This window comes from Pseudomonadota bacterium, from assembly GCA_030775045.1.
GTDB lineage: Bacteria > Pseudomonadota > Alphaproteobacteria > JALYJY01 > JALYJY01 > JALYJY01.
Genome location: JALYJY010000029.1, coordinates 1 through 17,741 on the forward strand (window position 1 = coordinate 1; position 17,741 = coordinate 17,741).

Here is a 17,741-nt window from a genome sequence, read left to right on the forward strand (position 1 = left end):
CCATAGGGCCGGTGTCATCGCTGGAGCCCGCCGAAAAGATCCGGGAGCGGTTGGCGGGTTGAGCGGCATAAATCCTCCTTCCTGTCATCCTGAGCGCCAGCGAAGGATCTCCTTTTTGATGAGGTGCATTCCTTCCCTCACTGCGCCCGGGAGATGACACCGGAAAACACAAAGCCTATCCAGAAAGCCGGTGAAACAGTGCGATTATTCCTCAATTCATGCGGGGTAACGAAGAGAAAAAACCAGGGGAACAGGGAATACCTGTCCCCCTGGCATCGTTTTTTTCCGTTATGGAAATCTCAAGGTATATTGTGCCAGACGAAGGGCAGTTTGTCCCCTGAAGGATTGTCAGGAGGCAAGCTGTCTCCCAGGCAGTCATACAGGTCTGTAAGCAGATAACCATTGGGCAGGAGATCGTCTCCCGGGGGTTCCGGTCCCCAAGGGTTCTCGTAAGAAGCAGCAAAAACCATCTGGAATGCACAGGCAGAGATTTTGCGCTGGTCTGTAAAGTTAACTTTGTCGGAGATATCCTCTCTCAGGTCGATCAGGCCATGACGGTTGCCATCGCGAAGATAGACCACCCCGGATGGAAGATAGACAGAGAAGCTGTCTACCGGCAGGTCAATACCCGCTATGCCCTGGCAATGAGAGAACCTTGCCTGGATTTCAGGGCCGCCTTCGACCCGGCCCCAATTGTCCCGGGCGCCACACAAATCAAACTTCACGCCATTCCGTTCTCCCTGCAGCCTGCCTCCCGGGCATTCATCCATGATTTCAGGAAAGCGCAGGGCTCCTGACAGGGTAGGACGAGGCGCCTGTTTTACTTTTTCCCTGACACAGACGTCTATCTTTTCAAAAATGGAAACTTCTTCATCCGGCTCTGGACCCGGTTCTTCCGGCTGTCCGGGACACGCCGTCAGGATTGCTCCTGTTGCTGCAGTTACAAGGGCTGTTTTCAGTTTTGACAAAACTTCACTGTTCATACTCACCATTCTCCTCAATTTTTCAGGATTTTCAACAAGATTGATACAACTATGAGTTGTATATCAAGGTGTGTATAGGTTGTATCCAGGGGAGTGTCAATATAGCTTCCTGTGTGCCTTGACTGGATTGTGGCCAATAAAAAACCCCGCTGCCAAGCGGGGTTTTTCAGAGCATTGTCTGAAGAAAATTACTCGCGTTCGCGAATTTTTCTCTCAAGCTGCTCAACCCGTTTGCGCAAAGCATCATTTTCCGCTTTCAGGGTTTCCATATCCCTTTCCTGACGATCTTTCAGTGCCCGGACAGATTCAATAACAGGCCCGATCAGCTGCTCATAGTTGACCATTTTCATGCCATCTTCCCTGGCCTTGACCAGCTCGGGAAATACAGCCTCAACCTCTTGGGCAATAACGCCTGTATCAGCAGGTAATTCTGGGTCAGCCCGCCAACCGCTCAAAGGATTTTTCCAGTCAAAATAGACTCCTCTGATTTTCAGCAGTTTTTCCAGAGCGTTGTCGATAGGCCGGATATTATCTTTCAGGCGGATATCAGAAATTGGATTCTCAATATCAATCTTGCCCCAGCTGCCATCATCATCCCGTCCATAAGCACGAACATGAAAATCGGCCCGGTCATAGAAATTGGCCGTTGTCTGGAACTCCACGCCTGAATGGGAAGGGGTACTGGCCCGAAAGACAGTCTTGCCTGTCACCTGGAAGGTCGGATAGCCGGGATGGTTTCCTGATACGAAAGTTCTTCCCAGAAGCTCGTTGTTGCCCTGCATCGAGCTTTCTCCGGACATGATGGTATACCCTCTCAGCTGATGCGGGTTGTTAATCGTCGTCGTCACATCCAGAACTCTTCCCGTAATATCCCCATCCGCCTCAATCCTCGCCCTGGCAGGAGAAGGGTCGGTGGTCCGACAATTAAACGGATCCGTACACCCCACCCTCAGCTCACCATTAATCCCCACATTGGTCCACGCCCCGAAATCACTCCCAACCCCCATGATCCCCCGGACGTTGACCGCCGTCAGGGGGGGAGGGGCCGGAGGAATGGTGCCGGCAAAGTCAGGGTGCTCAAGCACGATATTCTGCCCCTGCAGTGACAGGTTCCGCGCTCCCGCCGAATCGAGGCCCTGAACCACAGACACATTGTTCAGCCTGCTGCGGTTCATATCAATGTTCGTGTTCATCCGGTTGAACTCGGGATTCCCCGCCACCTCATCCCGGTACAGGAACGGCGCCCCAAGATCCGTCGTCGCAAACATCGTCCCCGTAATGATATCCCCCGCAGCCATGGGGATCACGCCATCAAAATCAGCCACGTCACGCGTCCAGCCACCCCACGCCCCCCGGATTATTGCCGGATTGTCGCTGTAGATCGTTCCCGAGTCAGCCCCCGTCATTCCCACGATTCGCGCCGCGCGCAGATCGTCCACAGGGATCGTCGCTCCCGTAGAGGCCACAAAGGTCTCCACGCTCGTGCCGTCATGGCGCACCAGTACCTGATACCGCTGGCCCAGAGGGTTCCTGTCCGTGACATTGGCAGAGAGGAACGCGGGCTGAAGCTCGGGCATCGGGGTCGAGGTGTCGTTGATGACCCCGATGATGTGCCACTGATTCGGGCCCAGCTGCTGGATGATTCGCGGCCGCTCGGCCTGCGAGTACCGGTTCGCAGCCTCGGCAATGGCCTTGGTCTGCCGGGCTACAGCCTGGTCCTGAAGCTGCTGGTTCATGCCGCCTATCAGGCGCCACACGCCGGCAAACAGAACGCCAAGTACAGCGAGGCCGATGGCAAGCTCGACCATCGTAAAGCCGCGGCGGGATGATAAATGTCTGCGTAATCTGTACATCGGTCAGTCCTCCGGACGGACCCTGAACCAGGATCCTTTGATTATGGACAGGAAATGGTGAAGAATTTACCAGGATGGAATGCTGGACATTGCAGCAGGAATCCGGAAATTAAAACCCCCCGGGGATATTCCTCCACATTTTTGCCATGTCGCTGTGCTGCCCTGCCGCCATGAAAAATTCTTTCCGTCTCCCTGCCCTTCTGGCCCTCGTCTGCCTGACCTTCGCTGCAGGTCCCGGACAGGCCGCCGAGAAAATCCTGGCCGTGGTCAACGAGGATGCCATCACCCAGGGCGATGTCCAGCGGCGCATGATCCTGTCCATGGCCAACACAGGTCTTCCCGATACCCCTGAGGTGCAGCAGAAACTGGGGCCCCAGGTACTGCGCTCGCTGATTGACGAAACCCTGCAGATGCAGGAGGCCACGCGCCTGAAAATCACCGTTTCGGACGAGGAGATCGCGGGCGCCATGGCCCAGATCGCAAAACAGAATAATATCGAGCCGGACCAGCTGGAGGCTTTCCTGGACCACAAGGGCGTTCCCGTCTCCTCCATGAAGACCCAGATCAGGGCCAATATCTCGTGGGCCAAGGTGGCCCAGCGCCGCCTGCGTCCTGCCATCCAGATCGGCGAGAACGAGATCGACGCAGAGCTGGAGCGCCTGAAAGCCAATGTGGGCAAGACCGAATACCTGGTCAGCGAGATCCTGCTGCCCGTGGACAATCCGGACCAGGAGGAGGAAGTCCAGCTCCTGGCAGACCGGCTGGTGAAACAGATCAGCCAGGGGGCCAGCTTTCCGGCCATGGCGCGCCAATTCTCCCAGTCCTCGGGCGCAGCATCGGGGGGCAGCATGGGCTGGATCCAGCCCGGCCAGCTTTCAGAGGAACTGGACCGGTTCCTGGTTTCAGGCCAGAAAGGCATGATCAGCAAACCCATCCGGGATGCCGGTGGGTATCATATCCTGGCGATCGTGGACCAGCGGGTGGTGCTGGGCGCGGATCCGTCGCAGACGACCCTGAAACTGCGGCAACTGTTCCTGCCTTTCAGCCTGGTGGACGGCGCTGGAGACAAAACAGGGGCCATGAAGAAAAAGGTCGAGGATCTGACAGCCATCCTCAAAAGCTGTGATGATATGCTGGCCCAGGCCCCGAATTATCCCCATCCCCTGTCCGGCGACCCCGGAGAGGTGCGCCTGGATCAGCTTCCCCCCGTCATGGCCCAGGCCCTGTCAGGGCTGGAACCCGGGAAACCCTCCCCGCCCCTGGTCAATAAAGAAGGCGCCCTGATCATGATGATCTGTGAAAAAAACGCGCCGGAAGTCGCCCTGCCCTCGCGCGAACAGATCTCGTACGACCTGTCAGGCAAACGGATGGCCATGCTTCAGCGCCGGCTTCTGCGGGACCTGCGCCAGGCAGCCTTTATTGATATCCGCGCGTGACAGACGCTGATCATCCCCCTCGCAGAACCCGCTGCGGCGAGTCGAATGCCAGGAACGAGGAGCACAGGACCGGAGTGTACACAAACGTACATGAGGATCCGCGCACCGCAGTGACGCAGCAGTCAACCGCTGCAGTCAGGGTTATGGACGCCATTGATCAACTCCCTGCTTTGCGGGATGTGATCGCCCGGTTTGACCTGGGTGCCCGCAAGACCCTCGGCCAGCATTTCCTGCTGGATCTGAACCTGACCGCCCGCATCGCCCGCGGTGCCGGCGAACTGGAAGGCGTTACGGTGGTCGAGGTAGGCCCTGGTCCGGGCGGCCTGACCCGGGCCCTTTTGCAGACGCAGGCCAGGCATGTTGTGGCCATTGAACGCGACTCCCGCTTCATCAGCGCCCTGGCCGACCTGTCTGCAGCCGCTGCCGGACGCCTGACACTGCTTGAGGCCGACGCGCTGGATGTGAATTTCGAGGCCATTGCTCCGGCTCCGCGGGCGGTTGTGGCCAACCTGCCCTATAATGTGGCCACGCCCCTGCTGGTGGGCTGGCTGCGCAACATCCACGCCTGGGCCAGCCTGACCATTATGGTCCAGAAAGAAGTGGCGGAGAGAATCTGCGCGCCGCCACACACAAAGGCCCGCGGCCGCCTGTCTGTCATGAGCCAGTGGCGCACCGTGCCCCGCATCCTGTTCCAGGTGCCAGCCCGGGCTTTTACCCCACCTCCGAAGGTAGATTCAGCCATTGTCCATCTGGTCCCGCGGAATATGCCGCAGAATGAAGCTGTGTCCTGGGATATCATGGAGCGTCTGGTGGCCGCAGCCTTTGGCCAGCGGCGCAAGATGCTGCGCGCCAGCCTGCGGTCCCTGATTCCCGACACGGAATCCTTCCTGCAGCCGGCCGGCATTGATCCGCAGGCCCGGGCAGAAACCCTGGAGGTGGAGGATTTTGTGCGCCTGGCCAAGGCATATCATGCTGAACCCACGTGTTTTCAGGGACCGGGCGGGGATGTTTGACTCCTGTCCGGATCTGGCCCATTGTCAGGGATCGCCCGAGGGCAAAAATCGATCCATATTCTGGTATTTACTTTCATCGCCGTCCCCTATGGTGGGGATGGTTGATATACAGTGAAAATCAAGGGGAGACACAAGGCATGAGCTGGACAGAAGAGCGTATCAAGACCCTGCGGGACCTGTGGGCCAGGGGATGCAGCGCCAGTGACATTGCCAGGACCCTGGGAAAGGTCAGCCGCAACGCCGTCATCGGCAAGGCCCACCGCCTGGGACTGTCCGGCCGCCCCTCCCCCATCCGCAAGACAAAGGCTGAAAAGCCTGTTGTGAAGGCCCCGGCAGGCAACGGAGCCACCATCCTGACCCTGAACGACCGCATGTGCAAATGGCCCGAAGGCGACCCGCGCGAGGCCGGCTTCCATTTCTGCGGCAAGGCCTCCCACCCCGGCCTTCCCTATTGCCGGGAACACGCCCAGATGGCCTATCAGCCCGCCCGCCGCAGGGACGACAAAAACCGGGCAGCCTGAAAACGGCCGGAAAAGGCTTCCCGTGGCCCGCATACTGACCTCTCCCGCTCCCCTGCATGATGCTGGCAGCCGGTCCCTCTTCCTGGGTGGCTCCATTGAAATGGGCCAGGCGGCTGACTGGCAAACAGAACTCATTTGCCGGCTGGGGGATCTTGATATCACAATCCTGAATCCGCGCCGGAAATTCTGGGATCCGGCGTGGGTCAACAGCGCTGACAACCCCCATTTCCATGCGCAGGTGACCTGGGAACTGACAGCCCTGGAAAAAGCAGCGCTTGCTATTTTCTGTTTTGACCCGAAAACCCTGTCGCCTGTTTCCTTGCTGGAGCTGGGCCGGTTTGGCCACAAGGCCACGGTGTTATGCCCGCCAGGCTTCTGGCGCAAGGCCAACGTGGATATATATTGCCAGCGATACGGTATTCCCGTGTGTGAAAATCTGGAAAACCTGGCGGAGAAGGTCAGGCTGCACTTCATACCTCAGGGAACAGCTCCCGGCCACCCGGCCAGCCCCATGTGAAGAACCAGAAGAACCTCTCCCAGCGCCATGACCGGAATGATCCTGGTCCCCTGCTTCCACAGAAGCAGGACCATGGACAGCAGCAGAAATATACTCATCAGTGTCACAATACTGTGAATCTGGTCCATAGCCTGGTTCTCCCCGTCCGGAAACTGTACAACGGGACAACAGCATGGACAGGAAATCAGCCCACGCAACAATCAGGTGATGTCCTAAAGCACCGCCAGCTCTCCCACCGGATCATTCCAGCCCCTCACGAAATACACAGAAAAGAAAAAACCGCACCCCCGGATGGAGATGCGGCTTTCTTCTTCGGGCCTGAACCGGCGGTTTATTATGGCGACAGAACACCTTCTGGCAGTCCATGCCTCTCTGCCACTTTCATACGGGGAGCAATATAGTTCTTTCTGGTCCAGGCAAAGACCGGATCCTCGATCCCCGGCGGCGTCTGGCCCGAAAGGATCGTCAGGGACAGCAGGGCATGTCCCCATTCTGAATCCGTCACATTATCCCTACTGAAAGTGTCCCTGACCTGATTGATGGCTGCCTGCTGTTCAGGCGTCAGGCCCAGAGGCTGAAGGCCTCTGGCGAGATCCTTCATCTGATCATTATTCAGTCCGGCCTGGGCGAAGCGGGTCATACGGATCAGGTCCAGGGCAGCGAGAACAGACCACACCTGACTGTTTTTGCCGGCGCCGGCTGCATAGGATGCCGAAGCCAGGGGAGTCAGATCGACCAGCCACGACGTTCCTGAATCGTGGTTCAGGGCGGGAAACACGATCCCTCCCTTGCCCTGGGCCCGGAGCGAGATCGCAAAGTTCAGGGCCTGCGCCGCCCGTTTCAGAACTTCCACAGAAGTTACGGGCGGCGGCTTGTCACAGGTCCAGGCGCCCATGGCGTTGAAAAGCGTCTTGTAGATTTCCGGATCGTGGGGCGCGGACCAGCGCTGGTCCGGCACTCCGGCATGATCGGCCAGAACCTGGGGCAGATTGTTGGGAACCGTCTCACCCGTGTTCGGTGTCCGGGTCTGGGGCAGCCCGGGATGAATCACCACAATCGATTCCCAAGATGAAAGGGGCTGGTTATGCCAGATTTTATAGCATCCAAATCCCTGGCGGAAAACCCTGACCATCTTGTACATTTCTTCGGCATTAACCGTGACCACGACATCAGAAGGTTCCTGGCCCGTTTTCCTCCAGACATCATCCCTGACCACATGCACAGCGAATTTCCGCATAACCTCCAGACCGGCGTTCACCGCTGGCGTATCTGTCCTGCCTGCATGCAGATCGGCGGCGGCCTGCTCCAGAATATCCGGCCTAAGGAAATTGTCCTTGTCATCGCGGGAAGCGGGCATATTGGCAGCCGAAACGTCCGTCTTGACGACGCCCCACATCTGGCCCACGTCCTGGACCTGTTCTTCCGTGTTGAGGACAGACCCCGGCTGGAATGGAAACCTTTCTTCAGACTGCGGGGCCTGGTACGGCTGCTGGCCTTCGTCGCCACAGGCCGCGGCCCCGACGGCAACACCCGCTGTCAGCGCAAGGGCTTTCAGCTTTCCTGATACGTTCTGGAATACCGCCATGTCCTGTGCTCCTGCTGTCCGGACCTGATAAACTTCCACAGGCAATTTACGATGAAAGTAATTCCCGGGCAAATTTTTCCTTGCGGCTACCACGCTCCCACCCGGTTCCGGAACACATTGACAGAACCCTGCCGCAGGGGGTAACTCCAGCGGCCATGGAGACTTCCCTGCAGACAGTCCGCCCTGCCGCTGTCACATCAGGCCCCGGCCTGTTCCTGCGCTCGCTGGCCTTCAACATTGCGTTTTTCAGCCTGACCACCGTCTGCTGTGCCCTGCTGATCCTGACCCTGCCCCTGCCCCGGCGTTGCGTCATATGGGGCATTGAGACCTACGAGCGCATGCTGGACTGGCTGGAGCGCAAAATCATCCGGCTGGACTATACGGTCTCCGGCCTTGAGCATATCCCGCAGGGGCCGTTCCTGCTGGCCGCCAAGCATCAGTCGGCCTGGGAAACCATGAAGTTGCACCTGCTGCTGCGCGACCCGGCTGTTGTGCTGAAGCGGGAGCTGATGCTGATCCCCCTGTGGGGCTGGCTGGCCGCCAGGGCCGGGATGATCTCCGTTCACCGCAACAAAAGGGGCCGGACCATCCCCTCCCTGATCCGCGGGGCAAAAAAAGTGGCGGCAGAGGGACGGCCCATTGTGATCTTCCCCCAGGGGACACGCGTGGCGCCGGGGGATCACAGGCCCTATAAAATCGGCATCGGCATTCTGTACCAGGAACTGGGCCTGCCTGTCGTGCCCATGGCCCTCAACTCCGGCCTGTTCTGGCCCCGGCACAGCTTTATCAAACAGCCGGGGACCGTGACGGTACAGTTCCTGCCGCCCATGCCGCCCGGCCTGACAGCGGAAGAACTGGTGAAAAAACTCCAGGACACTCTGGAAACCGCCTCGGACAGGTTGTTGTCATAATTTCTTTCTGCAACTATTTATAACTCTTATCATGCCCTGGAAAACCTATGGAGATTTACAATGACACAATACACTGCCCTGAGTGGCATTCCGCATGAGATTCTCGTCATCCTCTCTGCTACCTGGAAAGCAGAAGCGGGCGCGAATGGTTCATGGGCGCTGGTCTCGTAACAGGCCTTAGTCAAATTGCAAAACTGGAACCACTTGAAAAAGCCCTGGGCAGCCAAAAAATCGCGTATTCCAGCGCACAGTATGGACAATCCGCATACAAGGTAAAGATCGACGGGACCAGGGCAAGACCTGATAAGCCAGGGGTTACGGATATCCCTGAACCGGAAAAAATGGATGATATCGACAGGATCCACTCCATGGCCAGGGATGTTCTTGCAGCAACAAGTCCGTGGACGGGTCTTCTGGCAGCAGGTTCATGGGGCAAACAGGACTATGTCCTGAGCCTTGACCTCCGCCAATACGGGAATCCTCTCCTTGTCCGTGCCGTAACCGGAGCCTTGCGCATGTACAATCTGCGTTCCCGGGCAGAAGACGGCATCATCCGGATAGGCGGCGTTCTGGAGCACCATCGACCGGCAACCAGAACCCTGGAAAGTGAATCGTCCGATGCCATCAAAAAGGTTTTTGGGCCCCTGGGGATCAGTATCGACTTCGCCGCCCATCCAGTACCTCCCAGAGTGCCTGGTGCCTGAACACTGCCTCATGCATCCCGTGACGGCACTGTCAGGCTCTTCCTGAAACTATTTTCAGCCCTTATTCTTGCCTCCTGAAGATATCGAGGAGGTATTCATGCTGTATAATTTCCGGGCCTGGGACGAAGTTTCTGATTCAGTTCTGAGAATTCTGGGCACACGCTGGGATCTGGAAGCGGATGGAGTGAATGGGCCAGAGGAAGCGGACAGACCGGAGGAAATAGATAAATGGTCATTGCGTGCCAGAACGGCTGCGATGTCTGATGAAACCGTGGAGGATCTGCGCACAGCTCTGAAGATCCATGGCATGACCCCAGCCACGCCCAAAATGCAGGGCAGGCATTCTGAGGAAAAGAAACGCAAAGCCCTGGCTTTGCTGGGCACGTCTCCAAGACCTGCTGCTGGATCGGATCACCTTTGGCTGGGAACAGACAAGCCACAGCTATCCCCCCGGGATGATCTGGACACGCTGTGGGCCATGATGCTGGGCCTCCTGGGCCTTGAAAAAGGATGGACCATAACGGGTCTCGCAGCAACTGAAGGCACAGGACAGAATTCCAGTCTGTTCGAGCTCAGACTTGACCTCAGCCGGCATACAGACCCGAAAATCCCGGCCGCCGTCCTGGGAACGCTGAAGAACTGTGGGCTTGCGGCAGAAATATCCGGTGGAATCATTTCCATCTCAGGCTCTGCCTCTCCCAATGACAGATTTTCTCCCGGTACTCATGCCCATCGGATCAACAGGGTTTTCTCTGCAGCTGGGCTGGAGCCGCGCCCCGTCCAGGGCAAGCTGGATATTCCCCACATCGAGCCGGAAATACCACCCGGCCACAGGGGCAAACGGAAATCCGGAACTCCCCGCCCAACCGGGACTCGCCGCCCAAGACGTCCTGCAGCATAGGAAAAACCCCACTGGATTTTTCCGGACAGGGTTCTAGAATACCGGCACAGTCAATTCTGTCCCGAAGGATTCCGGAAATGTCCCAGCCTGCCTCCCTGCCCAAACGCCGCATGGGTCTGAAATTCCTGCAGATCATCGCCATATCGGCCTGTCTGGGGATCGTCCTGTTTGTCATTTGCCTGCTGGCCTGGGAACGCAGCGGCCGGCAGGAAGAAGCCCTGCAGTCCGTCACCCGCGGCTGGGGCGGCGTCCAGACCTTGGCCGGACCGGCGCTGGCCATCCCCTATACCCTGGCCGAGGTGGGCCTGGACCAGAACAACAAGCCCCGGACGACCTGGAAGACCCGCATGATCCTGATGACCCCGGACGAGGTGTCTGTTGATGCGGCACTGGCTCCCGAAAAGCGTCCCCTGGGCATCTATGAGGCCCTGGTGTACACAGCCGACATTTCCATAAAAGGCCGCTTCACCCCTCCCGATCTCTCATCCAGCGGCATCCGGGAAAAGGATGTGCGCTGGGACGAGGCTTTTATTGTCCTCCCCATCGCGGACACCGTCGGGCTGACGGAATCGCCGACCCTTGCCCTGAACGGCGGAAAACCGGAAACCATGGCGCCGGGCCTGCACCGGATGAGCAACTACAATTCAAAGGGAGTTCACATCCAGACCCGGGGAGGTTTTGAGGGCAAACCCCAGGAGTTCTCCCTGCGCCTGAAGCTGCGGGGCAGCGAGGCCCTGTACTTCCAGCCCGTGGGCCGGAAAATGGGCATGACCCTGTCCACCCCCTGGTCCAGCGTCAGCGCCGTGGGCCAGTTCCTGCCCCTGTCCCTTGAAACAGGTGAAAAGGGAAGCCGGGCTACATGGTTCATTCCCTCCGTGGCGCACGGTTCTGCCGTCGCCTGGACCGCCGATGAGGGAAGCAGCATTTTCGAGAATTTTCCCGACTCCCGCTACAGCATCGGCAAGGATTCAGCCTGGCTGGGACAGGTCGTCGGCCTGCGGCTGTGGGCCGGGGTGGACAGCTATGACTCCGTGGTCCGCTCCCTCAAGTACGGGATCCTGTTCGTGGGTCTGACCCTGCTGGTCCTGTTCCTGTTCGAGGTGGTCTCCCGCCTGCGCCTGCACTGGACCCAGTACACCCTGGTGGGGCTGGCCGTCTGCCTTTTCTATCTGATGCTGCTGTCCCTGTCCGAGCACTTTGCCTTCGGCCTGTCGTATCTGGCTGCGGCTTCCGGCATCACGGCCATGGTGACCCTGTACGCCATCAGCGTGCTGGGCCAGCGGCGCCGGGCGGGCGTCCTGCTGTTCCTGCTGGTGGCCCTGTACACCCTGTTCTATCTGATCCTGAAGCAGGAAGACTATGCCCTGCTGATGGGCTCGGGCCTGCTGTTCGTTGCGCTGGCCGCCACCATGTATCTGACCCGGCGCATCGACTGGTTCGATGACGCGCCGGAGAAACCTGCCCTGAGGTAGCCGATGGTCCAGATCAATCTTCCCGAAAACAGCAGGATCGAACCGGGCCGCCAGATCAGCGCGGTGGGGCCGGAGGCGAAACGCACCCGGAACTTCCGGATCTACCGCTGGAGCCCGGACGACGGGAAAAAACCCAGGATCGATACCTATACAATTGACCTGGACAAATGCGGTCCCATGGTGCTGGACGCCCTGATCCACATCAAGAACGATGTGGATTCCACCCTGACCTTCCGCCGCTCGTGCCGCGAGGGGATCTGCGGCTCCTGTTCCATGAACATTGACGGCGAGAACACGCTGGCCTGCCTCAAACACATGGACGACGTGAAGGGGGATGTGCGCATCTATCCCCTGCCCCACATGAAGGTGGTGAAGGACCTGGTACCCGATCTGAACCAGATCTATGCCCAGTATGCGTCCATCAGGCCCTGGCTGCAGTCGGAATCCCCCGCCCCCTCGCGCGAGAGGCTCCAAAGCCCGCAGGAGCGGGAAAAGCTGGATGGCTTGTATGAATGCATCCTGTGCTTCTGCTGCTCGACCTCGTGCCCCAGCTACTGGTGGAACGGGGACAAGTATCTGGGGCCGGCCGTGCTGCTGCAGGCCTACCGCTGGATTGCCGACAGCCGGGACGAGGCGACAGGGGAGCGTCTGGATGATCTGGAAGACCCCTTCCGCCTGTACCGCTGCCACACCATCATGAACTGCACCCGCACATGCCCCAAGGGCCTGAACCCCGCAAAGGCCATCGCGGAAATCAAGAAACTGATGGTCACCCGCCAGGCGGGATAAACTGCCCTTAATCTTCCCTTAAGACAGTTCTCCTACCATGTTGTGGCAGACCCCGGAACGGGTTCCAGAAACAGCAGCGCGGAGACTGTGATGAAAATACAGCTGAATCCGGGGAAAATACAGACAGCACGTTCGGAAGCCGGGACCCTGAGAATAACAGGCCCTGCTGCACATATCGGTGCGGTCACCGCAGGGTTACATGCTGAGGACATACCATGTTTCCGCCTTCCCGATAAAATCGGGGGAGGTGTCTCAATCATGTCCCCTGATGAGCCAAGAGCTGTGCAGGCCCTGCACAAATCGGGCACCGTAAGATCAGGAATGCCTGTTGAGGGGGGCGCCATACTGACCGTTACCCTTCCCCCTGTGGAAGTAACAAAGCTGGAAAATGGCAGCCTGAAATTCAGTGGTTCTGCATACTCCATGGGTGCGGTGCAGCGAGTACTGACAGACAAGGGTATTCCCCTGGAAAATAAATCCCCCAGGGGAACTTCCTCCCGGGTTTCTTTTGATATTTCCGGAACAGAGCATGTCCGTGAGCATGTTCGCATTGCCATCGATGAGCTTAAGAAAAGCAAGCTCATCTCCGGGGGTGATGCCAGAAAACTTGCCACACCCCGGGAAGCCCACATCAAAACCCATGTAGGCCCAGCTCCAGCTCCCCATGCCAAAGCATAAACCACTCCCACATGTCATCCTGAGCAAAGCATCCTGAAAGAATGCGCAGCCGAAGAGCCTGCCCCGGACCTGATCCGGCGATCTCTCTTCAGAAAGAGAGCCCTCCACTCGCTCTGCCCGGTCGGGATGACAACAATGGGTTTTCTATCACCCGGCCCGCGGTTGCTGCCCGGCGGGAACTGGAACCGCTTCCTGTTCCTGCAGTAACACAGCCCGGGTCGCCGCAATGCGCGCCACGTGCACGTGGTATTCCGTGGACGGGACGGACAGGCTGTCGATCCCCAGGCTGCACAGAAACTCCACAGCCTCAGGGTTCGTAGCCTGGTGACCGCAGAAACTGATCTCGATTTCCGGATTGGCATATCTGGCCTCTGCCACGATCTGCCGGATGCGCTTCCGCACTTCCGGCACCAGCTCCACCTCGGGGTCCACGCCGCCGTTGGCCGCCTTCCATGCTTCCAGCGCCGTGCGGTCATACCGGGACAGCTTCAGAACCTCGAACGTCAGGTCATTGCCACCAATGCTGATGCCCTTGCACATCCGGGCAATTTCGCGGACCACGACAGGCTCCGAGGCCGCCACGGTCTCCACCATGCTGCGAAAGCCATACAGGTCCTGCATCCCGTGTTTTTCCGCCACTTCCCGGGTCAGATCCCGCGCCCAGGCCAGCTCCTCCACCGTGCAGACCGTGGGCACCATGATGTGCAGCGGACCGCTGAAACCGGTGTTTTTGTTTTGGACAGCCCTGAAAAGTCTGTCCAGCTGCAATTCATAGATATTGAGGGCAGATTCCAGCGCCATGGCCAGCTGCACACCCCACAACTGGCCGTCTTTCAGGCTGAAAGCAGCCCTGAACTGCTGCAGCTGTTCCGCCGACAGAATTTCCGGTAACCCCAGATCCAGAAGGCGAACCGTGACCGGGAGATTCCCGCTGGCCCTCAGGATTTCCGTGCAGCTTCGGGAAAACCATGGACCGATCCGGGAAAACCACTTGCTGATAATCATACTCCAGTGGTGACCGCATTCTTTGGCAGAGAGAATTTCCAGAAGATCCTCCCATGGGCAGTCCTTCACCAGAATACCCTCTGTACGTACAAGCCCCATTCCATCTGATTTTCCTGCAATAACCGCCTGGGCAGCATGGTCAATATTGACCAGGATTTTCGGCACTTTTCGTGCGGTTCTGGTTTCCACTGCCACACGTGACAGGCGGGCAACGCTTTCCTGCCGCCGCTGTACCGAGCCCGTATCCAGAATTCCCTTGTAGATACGGGGCGGCCATAGGGTGACAGGATCACCGGCACGGCCCAGAACATGGATTTTCGAATAACGATTGGCTGTATTCCGTTTTGCCCTGTCGACTGCCCCGGCAAACAGGGTTCCTCCGGCTTCTGGACCTGTCCAGGCTTCAAAACCTTCATACTGGGCCGTTACCCCTGTCATGCCCAGACCGGCAAGTTCATGACGGGCATGGGACAGCCTCTGCCCCGGGATGATAACGCCTTTAATCCTGCTATCCAGTGGAATACGATATGATGCGTTATCATGCCTGACCAGAATGGCCGGCTTTCCTTCTGCCACCAAGGCATCCACTTGTTCCTGTGTAAAGGCCAGATAACCCGCACACGGCATACCGACAAATGCGCCGAATACGTCCGGCCAGGCCTCCAGGGGTGTTCCTGATTCCTGCACAGGTGCATCTGGTGACAGTCTGGCGGGATTCAGCCGGCGCAGAACCTCCCGGGGGCTGAGTGTGCCGGCGTCCAGCGCCGCACAGGCTTCTTCAGGGGACAAAAGGGCTTCAGTCATGGCGCGGGTCCTCTGTTGAATCACAACAGGCATAGCACCGGGATATGCAAGTAAAAGCCCTGCACCCCCTCTCCCGCAGAAGATGTCACCCCCCCCTTCGACAGGCTCAGGGTGAGGGCTCACGAAACCCCGAAAATCCTCATCCTGAGCCTGTCGAAGGATAGAGGATTTTCGCAGGACAAGGTAATTCCTACTCCTCCAGCAACCCCAGCAGGTCCCGCAGATCGTCCGGGTACGGACTGGTGAACTGGAGCGTTTCGCCGGTCGCGGGGTGTTCGAACTTAAGGGCCACGGCGTGCAGGGCCTGGCGGGGGAAATCCATCACAGCTTTCTGCACTGTGACAGGCCAGCCCTTCATTCCGGTCTCTGAAATGCGCCCGTACAGCGGATCCCCTGCCAGGGGATGGCCGATGGAGGTCATGTGGACGCGGATCTGGTGCGTCCGGCCCGTCAGCAGCGTGCATTCCACCAGGGAAAAAGCCCTCCCGAAAACCCGCAGGGTCCGGTACAGCGTCGCGGCCGGTTTGCCGCCGTGGTTCACCACCGCCATCTTTTTCCGGTGGACCGGGTGGCGGCCGATAGCCCCCTCGATCCTGCCGCTGGCCGGCGCAGGAATGCCCTGGACCAGCGCATGATAGGTGCGGCTGATGGTCCGGCCGCCGAACTGGCCGGACAGGGCCTGGTGCGCCGCGTCGGTCTTGGCCACCACCATCAGGCCGCTGGTGTCCTTGTCCAGGCGGTGAACGATCCCGGGCCTTTTCACCCCGCCGATGCCGGACAGGCTGTCCCCGCAGTGGTGCAGCAAGGCGTTGACCAGCGTGCTGTCCGCATTCCCTGCGGCCGGATGGACAACCAGCCCCGGGGGCTTGTCGATCACCAGCAGGTGCTCATCCTCGTACACAATCTTCAGGGGGATATCCTGGGCCTGCGGAACTGCGGCTTCGGGCGGGGGCACAGTGACCTCGAACACCTGGTCCTGTTTGACCCGGTACGACGCATCCACTATGGTCTGTCCGTCCAGACGGACATGGCCTTTTTCTATCAGCGTTTTCAGGCGGGAACGGGACAGATCCGGGACAAGATCCGCAAGAACCCTGTCCAGACGCTGTCCGGCCTGGTCCAGGGTGAGAACACCGCGGGAGACCGTGCCAGGATCAAGGGAGTCTTCTGATGACATGGAGGCCATTATGAACCCGAAACTGCTCCGCGCAGTCAAGATTTTCAATATTGCCTGCGGACTCCTGATCGTGGCCAGCCTTGTGGTCATCGGGGTCGAGCTGTACCGGCGCACCAGCCGCCCCTCGGCCCCTGCGGCCTCCCCGACCCTGGGCGCGCTTCAGGCCCCGGCCGCCATTGCCCTGGACCTTCCCGCCGGAACAAGGCTGGGAGAACCCGCCCTGTCCGGCGGGCGCATTGTGGTCCGCGCCACCACTCCGGCCGGAGAGGATGCCCTGTATCTGCTGGATGCCGCTGACGGAAAGATCCTGGCGGTTGTAAAACCTGGGCCGGACAGGTTCACGGAACGCCAGCCGTAATAACTCCCGGACGGGGCGTCTGCATCTGCGCCTTTGCCACCGTGCTGACCGGCACCAGGCGGATCCCCTTCCCTTCCAGTCCGGGCAGCCAGGCGGACAGCGCCGCCAGGGTCACGTCGTGCGGATGCCCGATGCCCACGGCAAACCCCTTGCGCCGGGCCAGCTGCTCCAGGGTCTGCAGCTGCCGGGCCACAAAGGCCGGCGAGATTTCATGGTCAATAAAGACATCCCGGTCGAGAACGGGCATGTCAGGGCTGAAGCTGACCAGCCGTGAGGCCGCGCGGGATGTCGTGCGGGAATCCACGAACAGCAGTCCGCGACGGCGCGCCTCGGCCGTCACCAGGCCCATCAGGCGGCGGTTGGCCGTAAAGCGGCTTCCCATATGGTTGTTGAATCCCACATACCCGTCGAAGGCCGCCAGCGCCTGGTCCAGCCGCTGCAGCACCGCGACGTCGGACAGGGAGGTGAGCAGCGCCCCGGGTCCCGGATCCTCGCTGGCGCTTTCCGGCTCCATGGGCACATGGACCATCAGCTCGTGCCCGCGGCGGCGCGCCTCGGCCGTCACCTCCGGCAGATTATGGCCATAGGGCAGGAATGCCAGGGTCAGGGGACCGGGCAGCGCCAGGGTGCGCCGGGTGCGCTTCCGGTCCACGCCCAGATCGTCAATGATCAGCACGATCATGGGATCTGCTGAAGGCGCCACATCCAGGGCGTTGCGGATCCACGCCGGCTCTCCCCCTGTCCATGTCCGGCGATCCGGCAGGGCGGGAAAGGATGCGGGAGTCAGCCGCGGCGCTTCCGGCCGGGGCAGGATTTTTTCCATCTGCGCCGCAATCAGGGGACGGATCAGCTCTTCCAGCGGCTGCGTCGGCCGGGACATTCCAGGCCCCGGCGCCTGGTGCACCCAGGCAGTTACCAGCGGCGGCGGCGCTGCCTGGATATCAACCTGCCGCACAGGCCCCCGGACAACCGCCGGCATAACAGGCTGTACCTGCGGCTTTTGCGGCCACAGCACAGCCAGAGCTGCGCACAGG

The 17,741-nt window shown here is 59.5% G+C and carries 18 protein-coding genes; 11 read left to right on the top strand and 7 right to left on the bottom strand.

What is annotated here, in order from left to right; translation table 11 throughout:
* Positions 1-299 precede the first annotated feature (299 nt).
* Complete coding sequence (locus M3O22_03890) at positions 300-983, bottom strand: hypothetical protein (GenBank protein MDP9195899.1); 684 nt, start codon at positions 981-983, stop codon at positions 300-302.
* A gap of 188 nt (positions 984-1,171) precedes the next feature.
* The gene (locus tag M3O22_03895; protein MDP9195900.1) at positions 1,172-2,836 is read right to left on the bottom strand and encodes a tail fiber domain-containing protein; all 1,665 of its coding nucleotides are present in this window, start codon (positions 2,834-2,836) and stop codon (positions 1,172-1,174) included.
* 170 nt (positions 2,837-3,006) lie between these two features.
* Here M3O22_03895 and M3O22_03900 point away from each other — a divergent pair, with 170 nt between their 5' ends.
* The 4 genes from M3O22_03900 (at position 3,007) to M3O22_03915 (ending at position 6,323) form a co-directional block, all read left to right on the top strand.
* Complete coding sequence (locus M3O22_03900) at positions 3,007-4,272, top strand: peptidylprolyl isomerase (protein MDP9195901.1); 1,266 nt, start codon at positions 3,007-3,009, stop codon at positions 4,270-4,272.
* A 143-nt stretch (positions 4,273-4,415) separates the two neighbouring features.
* Positions 4,416-5,285 (top strand): 16S rRNA (adenine(1518)-N(6)/adenine(1519)-N(6))-dimethyltransferase RsmA, encoded by an 870-nt coding sequence (rsmA, locus tag M3O22_03905; GenBank protein ID MDP9195902.1) that lies wholly within the window; start codon positions 4,416-4,418, stop codon positions 5,283-5,285.
* A 137-nt stretch (positions 5,286-5,422) separates the two neighbouring features.
* Positions 5,423-5,806, top strand: coding sequence for a GcrA family cell cycle regulator (locus tag M3O22_03910; protein ID MDP9195903.1), 384 nt, complete (start codon positions 5,423-5,425; stop codon positions 5,804-5,806).
* Positions 5,807-5,828: 22 nt separating this feature from the next.
* On the top strand, positions 5,829-6,323 hold the full coding sequence (locus M3O22_03915; GenBank protein MDP9195904.1) for a nucleoside 2-deoxyribosyltransferase domain-containing protein: 495 nt from the start codon (positions 5,829-5,831) through the stop codon (positions 6,321-6,323).
* Here M3O22_03915 and M3O22_03920 read toward each other — a convergent pair.
* Entirely contained in the window at positions 6,284-6,421 is a 138-nt protein-coding gene (locus M3O22_03920) for a hypothetical protein (GenBank protein MDP9195905.1), read from the bottom strand. The two genes, M3O22_03915 and M3O22_03920, sit on opposite strands and share 40 nt — an antisense overlap.
* Before the next feature lie 236 nt (positions 6,422-6,657).
* Positions 6,658-7,908, bottom strand: a complete 1,251-nt coding sequence (locus tag M3O22_03925; protein MDP9195906.1) for a hypothetical protein — start codon at positions 7,906-7,908, stop codon at positions 6,658-6,660.
* Between the two features lie 155 nt (positions 7,909-8,063).
* Between M3O22_03925 and M3O22_03930 the strand changes: the two genes are divergently transcribed.
* The 6 genes from M3O22_03930 (at position 8,064) to M3O22_03955 (ending at position 13,363) form a co-directional block, all read left to right on the top strand.
* Positions 8,064-8,819 (top strand): 1-acyl-sn-glycerol-3-phosphate acyltransferase, encoded by a 756-nt coding sequence (locus M3O22_03930; protein ID MDP9195907.1) that lies wholly within the window; start codon positions 8,064-8,066, stop codon positions 8,817-8,819.
* A gap of 341 nt (positions 8,820-9,160) precedes the next feature.
* Complete coding sequence (locus M3O22_03935; protein ID MDP9195908.1) at positions 9,161-9,523, top strand: hypothetical protein; 363 nt, start codon at positions 9,161-9,163, stop codon at positions 9,521-9,523.
* A gap of 97 nt (positions 9,524-9,620) precedes the next feature.
* Entirely contained in the window at positions 9,621-10,424 is an 804-nt protein-coding gene (locus M3O22_03940) for a hypothetical protein (protein MDP9195909.1), read from the top strand.
* A gap of 77 nt (positions 10,425-10,501) precedes the next feature.
* Positions 10,502-11,896, top strand: a complete 1,395-nt coding sequence (gene creD, locus M3O22_03945; GenBank protein MDP9195910.1) for a cell envelope integrity protein CreD — start codon at positions 10,502-10,504, stop codon at positions 11,894-11,896.
* 3 nt (positions 11,897-11,899) lie between these two features.
* Positions 11,900-12,685: a succinate dehydrogenase iron-sulfur subunit gene (locus M3O22_03950; protein ID MDP9195911.1), complete on the top strand. Its 786-nt coding sequence runs from the start codon at positions 11,900-11,902 to the stop codon at positions 12,683-12,685.
* Between the two features lie 258 nt (positions 12,686-12,943).
* Positions 12,944-13,363 carry a hypothetical protein gene (locus M3O22_03955; GenBank protein MDP9195912.1) on the top strand — a complete coding sequence of 140 codons (420 nt, stop codon included), beginning with the start codon at positions 12,944-12,946 and terminating at the stop codon, positions 13,361-13,363.
* A 147-nt stretch (positions 13,364-13,510) separates the two neighbouring features.
* Here M3O22_03955 and M3O22_03960 read toward each other — a convergent pair whose 3' ends face one another.
* Both M3O22_03960 and M3O22_03965 read right to left on the bottom strand, forming a co-directional pair.
* Positions 13,511-15,172: a hypothetical protein gene (locus tag M3O22_03960; GenBank protein ID MDP9195913.1), complete on the bottom strand. Its 1,662-nt coding sequence runs from the start codon at positions 15,170-15,172 to the stop codon at positions 13,511-13,513.
* A gap of 190 nt (positions 15,173-15,362) precedes the next feature.
* The gene (locus tag M3O22_03965; protein MDP9195914.1) at positions 15,363-16,349 is read right to left on the bottom strand and encodes an RluA family pseudouridine synthase; all 987 of its coding nucleotides are present in this window, start codon (positions 16,347-16,349) and stop codon (positions 15,363-15,365) included.
* Here M3O22_03965 and M3O22_03970 point away from each other — a divergent pair.
* On the top strand, positions 16,348-16,707 hold the full coding sequence (locus M3O22_03970; GenBank protein ID MDP9195915.1) for a hypothetical protein: 360 nt from the start codon (positions 16,348-16,350) through the stop codon (positions 16,705-16,707). The genes M3O22_03965 and M3O22_03970 overlap by 2 nt on opposite strands.
* Here the strand turns inward: M3O22_03970 and M3O22_03975 are convergent.
* On the bottom strand, positions 16,688-17,741 hold a 1,054-nt coding region (locus M3O22_03975; GenBank protein ID MDP9195916.1), incomplete at its 5' end, for a divergent polysaccharide deacetylase family protein. The two genes, M3O22_03970 and M3O22_03975, sit on opposite strands and share 20 nt — an antisense overlap.